The sequence below is a fragment of the Hoylesella timonensis S9-PR14 genome (assembly GCF_000762405.1).
Taxonomy (GTDB): Bacteria; Bacteroidota; Bacteroidia; order Bacteroidales; family Bacteroidaceae; genus Prevotella; species Prevotella timonensis_A.
Map to the genome: position 1 here is coordinate 1 of NZ_JRPQ01000212.1, position 8,590 is coordinate 8,590.

At 41.7% G+C, this 8,590-nt stretch carries 3 protein-coding genes and 1 pseudogene; 3 read left to right on the forward strand and 1 reads right to left on the reverse strand.

Going from position 1 to position 8,590, the window contains the following annotated elements; all coding sequences use genetic code 11:
* Positions 1-161: 161 nt before the first annotated feature.
* Positions 162-659 carry a helix-turn-helix domain-containing protein gene (locus HMPREF9304_RS11785; RefSeq protein ID WP_036927089.1) on the reverse strand — a complete coding sequence of 166 codons (498 nt, stop codon included), beginning with the start codon at positions 657-659 and terminating at the stop codon, positions 162-164.
* Positions 660-857: 198 nt separating this feature from the next.
* Between HMPREF9304_RS11785 and HMPREF9304_RS11790 the strand changes: the two are divergent.
* The 3 genes and pseudogenes from HMPREF9304_RS11790 to HMPREF9304_RS11800 all read left to right on the forward strand — a co-directional run.
* Positions 858-1,352, forward strand: a pseudogene (locus HMPREF9304_RS11790) (TonB-dependent receptor); the annotation flags it as partial.
* A 1,351-nt stretch (positions 1,353-2,703) separates the two neighbouring features.
* On the forward strand, positions 2,704-3,132 hold the full coding sequence (locus HMPREF9304_RS11795; protein WP_036929424.1) for a T9SS type A sorting domain-containing protein: 429 nt from the start codon (positions 2,704-2,706) through the stop codon (positions 3,130-3,132).
* Positions 3,133-3,147: 15 nt separating this feature from the next.
* Positions 3,148-8,590 (forward strand): FG-GAP-like repeat-containing protein (locus tag HMPREF9304_RS11800; protein WP_036929426.1); only part of this gene is annotated, 5,443 nt, incomplete at its 3' end.

Genomic DNA, 8,590 nt, shown 5'->3' on the forward strand with positions numbered 1-8,590 from the left:
AGAGAAAGTATGATGTTGAATTTGGTCTCAATCATTTCTTTTGAACCTTTCTCTCTATACAANGATGGATTTATCTGAAAGAGCAGGTCAACCAACCAAAGGGGTTTCTTGCTCACATAAATTTCTTTTACGATATAGTACATGATGAGTAGATTAAAAGGTTATTCTTTATANATGGATGAAGACAAACAGACAGGATGAGCTGCNTCCCGATAGATACCCTCCCTTTTCAAGAGATAGTATATCGCACTGCTNCTCATATANAACTCGTTTGCAAGAGCACACATGGCTGCTCTTGGAGAAATGAGTTTCTGCTCTATTACTGGACCGTACTCTTTTATGTACTTATCGACAATCAACTGCCTTCGTTTGACAGCTGGAGTTTCAAAAGCCCAAACCTTTTCAACTTCCGCCCGTACGTTGGGAGGAAGTCTGGCGACAGCTCCNGGAGANACCGCTTGGAGTTTTTTACGCCTTCTCGTTTTAGACTCGGCTAATTGTGGATTGTACACGCCGTTATCCCCANCATTGCGGTTAATTTCACGCAATATCGTGGTACGGTCTACTTTCAGAATTTCAGCAATTTCTCTGAAATTCTTTCCCTCTTGCAGAAGTTCGGCAATTTTCTGCCGATGCTTTGAATTTAATTGTTTACCCATAGTCAATGCAAAAAGTGTTAAACGGGTCAGAATNTCTTCTTNCCCATTATTTTTTGTGCATTGACAGTTGTGTTTTTCTTGAAGTTTTAGTACTTCAATACCTACTGATTATCAATAACATGAAGTATATTATACGAAGATGAAATTAACACTTTTAACAAATTGTACTTCTAACTTGAACATCCGATTGATGATGCTGGTTTTTGGGTAGTCAACCGAACACCTCAAAAGGTATATGGAATGGAATTGAATGCAGACGCGCAAATATTAAACAACTTAAAAGCAGGTGCCAATTTCACATGGTTTGAGGGGAAGCTCAAGTCTACTTCAGACAAATGGGATACCTATATGTCTAACATATCTATCCCTGCAGCCAAGTTTGCTATGTATATTGATTATGCTCCCGTTAAGAATATGTATATGCAGCTACATTACGTTCATACAGGAGACCGTAACCGCTTTGATACCACAGGAAAAGGTACATATAACGAGGGTGAAGGAAAAGTTAGTAGTATAAATTTGCTCAACTTTTCAACAGGAATAAGTTTAAAGGATTGGGAACTTAATTTAGGTATCTCAAACTTGCTTAATAATACTTATTATACACCAGCTTCTATGTTGATGGCAAGAGATGCAGAGTATGCGCATGCTGATGGACGTAAGATAACATTAACTGCTACATTTAAGTATTAGAAACTGAGGTCATAATGATGACCAGCATTAAATATATATTGGGAGTTCTACAGCAATGTTCTCAAATAACATGTTCAAAAAGTTCATTTTTTGATACAAATTAGAGGAATATAATTCTTAAAAATTTCGTACTGATAATATTAAAATAATGAGTCAAGAGGGTGTGTCAATGCTCCATTGCAATAAGTACGAATTTATAATATTGAAACAAGCCCTCTCTTAAAAGATAGAAAGAGCCATATCAACACTCGAACACTGAGTTTGATATGGCTTTCTTATTATGCTCGTAAGAATCCGATATTAGTTTCTTTAGTGTGGGTTAGCTATTGAAACTCGTGTGGAATGATACGTTCAGCTTTGTTTTTATAGCCACATGAAAATCAAAAACAATCACTGATAAACCCAAATCGGTCATTAGAAAATGACAAGAAGCTTTTTCTAATGACCGATTTGGGTTCACAGGCTCCACTTTCGCAGGGCAATGGGTATCTGCAGCCGACTTCAATTTGAAATAGACAGGGCAATCAAGTTTACTTTTGCGAACAACATGTTGACTGCATACGACTGCTGAGGCGGTTCATCCCTTATGAAGATACCTGTGCATTATGGTATAAGCTTGTATCAATGAGTTCATAAGATCTCTGACATAGACAATAAACTCAGTGCAATGACATAAGCTGTTGCAAATACCTTATTACAGTGAAACAGACTTAGATTCATACAAATGGATGAGGGGAGTTCTTTCAAAGCTCCTGCCAGATATGGCGGAGAAGGAACTCACAAAAATGCGACCTTCAGATTTCAAATAACAAATAACCCTTACGTGCTGTCAGGCATACAAGGGTTATTTGTTTGTGTGAAAGTAGCTTATATTGACTGTTTACTCGAAAGTTAATTAGTCATACTATCAAAGAACTCTTTGGCTGGCAGAGGAAAGCTGCGTAGCCATTATCTCAAATTTTAACGAACTGTTGATAGAGGAAAGGTACAAAAATAGCTCACCTGACCAACTTTTATTAGTATTTACTTTATTGATTTTCATATGGTCAGACGAAAATTTGAACCTTTCATACCACTCGAATATCAATAGCTAAATACCATACGATTATGGTAGTATTTTTAGAAAAGAACAGCTTTCACTGTGTTACTGGTGTGCTATAAAATAATGATATGTAGAAAAAGAACCAAGACTTTTTAAATGAAAGAACCGTGGAGACTTTTGTTATTTTATTCCATATTATTTGTAAAATCAAAAAATAGTGTTTATATTTGCGATACTATACAAGAATATATAGCGATATATTCAGATTATACTCAACGCTTATCTTTAATGACTAAAACCTTAAGATGTATGAAACACTTGATTCTAACCGTGATATTGGTATGCATAACCTTACAAACCAATGCGCAGCAGTCTTTGTCGTATGCCTATGATGCTGCGGGAAACCGCATTGGAAGGACAATCGTTTTAGAAACACGAGCTTCTAAGGCTTTGCAAAATAAAACCGATTCGATATTCTTCCACGAAATGCTGGCAGAAAAACAGCTCAAGATTTATCCCAATCCTGTACTGTCAGAATTAACCCTTTCAATTACAGGGTATCAATCTTCCATGTCGGGTGAGTTTTCTATCCTGACCTTGGGAGGCGCGCTGTTGAAAAAAGGCAAGATCCAGTCTGAAAAGACCATAATCAATATGGGTAGCTATCAGTCTGGAACTTATATCCTGAATATCCAATTAAATGGACAGCCTACCAGTTGGAAAATCATCAAGCAATAATTCATACCCCCAACAATGAAAAACAACATCTTACACCTATCTCTTCTGTTGTTAGCTTTCTTCGTTAATACGACACAGATTCGTTCACAGTACGTGACAGATAGTTTGCGTATTTCGCCCACTGCTGAACAGGCTGCTGAACAGAAAAATGAAGATATTATTGTTGAATATGAAATAACAGCCGCTGGAGACACCGTATTCCATTATAAACGCAAGCCATTCGATTTCGGAGTAATCTATAATGGAGCGCCCAAACGTATTTATAGCGAAGAAGCTGGACTCATGTATCGTGGTGTTGCCGTTCGCAAAGCTATGATGGCAACGGTGCAAGGAGCGTCTTCTCTCGATTTCGGGAAAGACATCGGAAAAATACCTTTTACGGAAGGAATGACTCCATCGGGTGGAAAAACGTATTCCATACCCATTACTACTGATCCAGTAAGTTCATCCGCCCCCCAAATTTCCATTGCTTATAACAGTCAGTCAGGCAACGGTGTGGCGGGTTACGGTTGGAATCTTGCCGGAATCTCGGCTATAACAGTTACCGGAAAAACCATCCATTACGATGGAATTACAGCACCTGTGGATTTGAGCAAACCCAGCGAATGCGTTTTTGCGTTAGACGGTGCACGTTTGGTTAATAACACTGGTTCGCTAACCGCATATCAATATGAGACAGCACAGGGGTTTGTATTGGTTAAGAAACATTTATACGGTACGAACGTAGCCTATTTTACCGTAGCCTATCCCAACGGAAGCACTGCTACTTTCGGATTTACCAATAATACGGATATGAAATACGTATATCCGATAACAGAGATAACGGACATAAAAGGGTATAAAATCAACTTTGACTATATTGAATCAGGCAATAACTACTATCTCACAAAAGTAAGTTATGGTGGCAAAACTACCGCCACGCATCAAGCCGAAATTCTGTTTAATTATGTGGATAGAATCGACTTTACCACAGCCTACATATCCGCATTGCCTATTTCGGCAAATAAACTACTCAAAAGTGTTGTGTCGCGCAACAAGGTAAACGGCGCATGGCAGGAGTTGTGCACTTATAGGCTGACGCATGAGTTAAACGATGTGCAACGGCTAACCCAAATCGATTGCACTTCGGGCAGTTCATCGCTGAACCCGCTTCGGTTTTCGTATGGTCATTACTACGACCATCAATCCGGACAGCTCACTCGCGAATACAGTCAGTTTTTATCCTCCTATTTTTCCAGCTCTTCAGCAGCAAGCCCTGTGTATGTACGTGGCAAGTTTATCAAAAATAAATTCGGGGACGGACTGATTACCTTTCCGGGTACATTCAGCACATACAAAAAAACAGGAGAAAGAGTTAAGAAATTTCTTGGCATTGTTACAGGGAGATATGAAATTTATGGAAGCGGGTATCCAGCAGACCAGAATATACTGATTGCTCCGGGATTATCGTTTTTCAGTAATACCCAGACCATCAAAACGGAAGAAGGGTTCCAAACCATTCAGGCGGTAGATGTTAACGGCGACGGTGTGGATGAGATCGTAAAAGTGAATTTCAACGGAACAAATCAAGGCAACACCATATTAAAAATAACCACCTATACCCATTCCGGAGCATCATTCTCCTCTCAATCGTTCAATGTATCGGTAATCGGAGAAGTGAACAACCGTAATAAAACATGGAGTCCCATGTCTCGTCTTTATTTCTTCGGTGACTTTAAGGGTACAGGTAAAGTGCAGCTCCTTACCGTAACCCACAACAAAGCCTTTACTGGGCAGGATATGACTTCGTATTTCGCTCTGATAGATTTGGAAACGAAAACCAAAATCAGTGAATCATCACTTTTCTCCGTAGGATTTTCCGATGGAAACTATATTTATCCTTTGGATATGGACGGCGATGGCAAAATGGAATTGTGTTATGCTACTTCGTCGGGAATGGACGTGTACGGACTATCAGAAAACATTTTTACAAAACTCTATACTACCGGGTCAATCAACAGAAGTCAGTTCAATAAAAAACCAGTATTGGCGGATTTGAATGCGGATGGAAAAATAGACATATTGGTCCCGCCTAATGAATCCTATCAAGACACGCAGTTGACGGAATTGCCCATTTGGGCTCCTCACCGGTGTCCTTTTTGTAATGGATTGGAACCAATAACAGAAATGTTCAATCCCAATTGCCGGCATTGCGGTCTAAACTTACAGCCTCATTATACCTACAAAGATAGGTATGCCGCAAGATGCAGAAAATGTAATAATCAGTTACAACCGTGTAACGGAAACTATCCCAATGACCCTTATAATTCTCAACCGGGATATCCTGGCGGTCAGGGCAGTAACGATAGTTTTTGTTGCTCAACCCACGGCTCAGAGATAATGGAAGAAGTTGATTTCGGATATGTAAACAACGGCAACAAGTGGACAGCCTACTTGTCAACTGGAAAAGGATTTTTAAGTTCCACTATGTCCATCGTAAATACAGAATACGACGAACAATATTTTCTGATGGATATCAACGGCGACGGTAATGCCGATATGCTTCGTGTAAAAAACAATCAGGTAAACCTGTTTCTCAACAAAAACGGTGTTATTCAGCCCACATTGGCAGGAGCCGTTACCATACCTTCCGGAACAAAGATTTTGCCGTCTAATGTGTGCGATTATTACAGCATGAGCCATTTTATCGCAATCGAGGATGCGGAAGTAAATTGTTACCGGTTTACCAAAGACAACAGAAAAGCACACCTGCTTACCACTCTTACAGACAGTTACGGCAACAGATACACCAACGGATATTCGGATATGACGGAATTGAGTGGCAATTATTACGCTACAAATACATACCGTTCTTATCCCTATTGCTCTTTTATTGCTCCGTTGAATCTGCTTCGGTCCAGCGAGATTTATACTGGCAGCAACATTCTGGTAAAACGATACTATTACTCCTATTACGGTGCCGTCATGCATCGCACGGGGCTGGGCTTCGGAGGATTTGAGAAAGTTGTTACCAACGAGAACGTAGAGAACATAATGGTGGAGGAAACTCGCGACCCACAATTGTTTGGCGTAACCACTATGGTGGATTCGCCCTATAAAACCATTAGTTATTCCTATTCGCAAGACTATTTTTCCAATAAGAAAAATAATCCGAGACTGATCTATACATCCGAGACAGATAAACTGACCCATGTCTATTCCTATGCGAGCTATGAGTATGATGCGTACAACAATCCCACCAAAGTAACCACTTATTTGGGTTCTCCCGCTTTACGGACGACAACGGTGCAAACGTATGACGACCTGGTAACATCTGGCAGATACCTGATCGGACAACCTGTGACAAAAACCGTTACGAATGTACGCGGTGGCACATCGTGGGTCAATAAGGAGACGGTTGCCTACAATGCCAATCGTTTGCCCGAAACTCGAATCTCATATATTCAAGACAACAAGGTAAATGAGACGCGCTGGACCTACGACGCTTATGGCAACATAACGAGTGAACTTTCGGCACCGTATGACGTGTCTACATTCTTAGGTACGACGTTTACCTATGATGCTGAAGGCAGGAATCTTGCTTCTTCAACCAACGCCTTGGGACAAACCACGACCTATGCCAATTATGACAAGTTTGGCCATGCAGGTACAGTGACCGACTTCAAGCACCGTACTACGTCTTATCAGTATGACGCTTGGGGGCAGCTTATCTCCACCCAACACCCGGATGGAACGAAAGAAGAAGTAAAAACGGACTGGGGCGGACAGGGATTGTATACCGTAACGAAGACCGCTACGGGTAAACCATCAACGATTGTGCATTATGATGCTTTGGGACGTGAAATCAGAAAGGGGAACCTGCGCTTTGACGGCCAATGGCAGTTTGTTGACCAGACGTATGACGGAAGGGGACGGTTGGAAAAAGTGTCGCTTCCTTTTAGAGGAACGTCACCCAACTTCTGGGCTACCTATACCTACGACCCTTACAACCGTCCGCTAAGCCTGATAGAGGCCTCGGGCAAAACAACTACATGGGCTTATGACGGACTGAGCACCACCGAGACACGAAACGGCATTGCCACAACAAAAACGACAGATGAATCGGGGGCATTGATAAAAGTAGAAGATCCGGGTGGAACGATAGAATATACCTTGCGCCCGGATGGTCAGCCATCGCACATAACGGCCCCGGGTAATGTGGTGACGTCGTTTGAATATGACCAATATGGAAGACAGACATCCATCACCGACCCCAGTGCTGGAAGACAAAGCTTCACTGAAACCTATGCTGCTGACGGCAGCAAGACATTGACGGTGACCGATGCTCGAAATGTCAGCAACACGACTGTCTACGATCAATATGGCAGGGTAGTGGAAAAACGAGCTGACACAAATACCTCATACGTTTATAATGATGACGGTACTTTAGCACAGTTATATTCAGATAATCTTAGCATGCGGGTATTTGAATATGATGAAATGGATAGGGTTGCAGCCGTTTGGGACAATCTTTCCGAAGGGAAATTCTTAGAAAAGCGGTTTAGCTATCACGATGGCAACATTGCCGAAATCTCATATACCTCACAAACAGGAGCCATTGCAACAGAAAAGTATGTTTATTCCAACGGGTACAATACAGAAATCAAGCTGAATGACGACATCAGCATTTGGAAGCTGACAGAAGAGAACGCCTTGGGTCAGCCTACCAAAGCCGCCACCGGTTCGCTGGTCCGCACTTATGCGTATAATGAATTCGGAATGCCTACGGGAAGGGCAGCAGGCAACATCCAAAACTTTGCCTACGACTTCGATGTGCAGACAGGTAACCTGAATAGCAGAACCGACAACATTCGCCATCTTACAGAAACGTTCGGATATGACAATCTGAACCGTCTGAGTAGCATCGGGCAACAACAGATAACCTATGCTCCCAACGGCAACATCACGCAGATGCCCGGCATGGGCAGCATGCAATACAATCATGCGGACAGACCTTATCAGGTTACCATGTTGACACCTGATGGAAACACTGTGCCTTTAAGGTCACAGACTGTTGCTTATAATTCCATTCAACGGCCGGATGAGATTTTAGAAAACGGCATCAAAGCTTCGTTGACATACAATGCAGACGGCGACCGGATAAAAATGATTGTAGACAGCGGAGGTTTCATTCTTCTGACACGTTATTATTTTGACGGCAAGTATGAAATTGACGGTATCAAGGCCAATGCCGCCCAACGCTTATACATCGGTGGTGATGCTTACAGTGCTCCGGCCGTGTATGTCAAGGAAGAAAACAGCAGTGAGTGGAAGATATATTACATCTGCCGTGACTATTTGGGCAGCATCACGCATATTGCGAATGCTGATGGCACATTAAAACAGGAATTGAGTTATGATGCTTGGGGACGGTTGCGCAATCCTGATACACACGTGGCTTATGCACCGGGCACGGAGC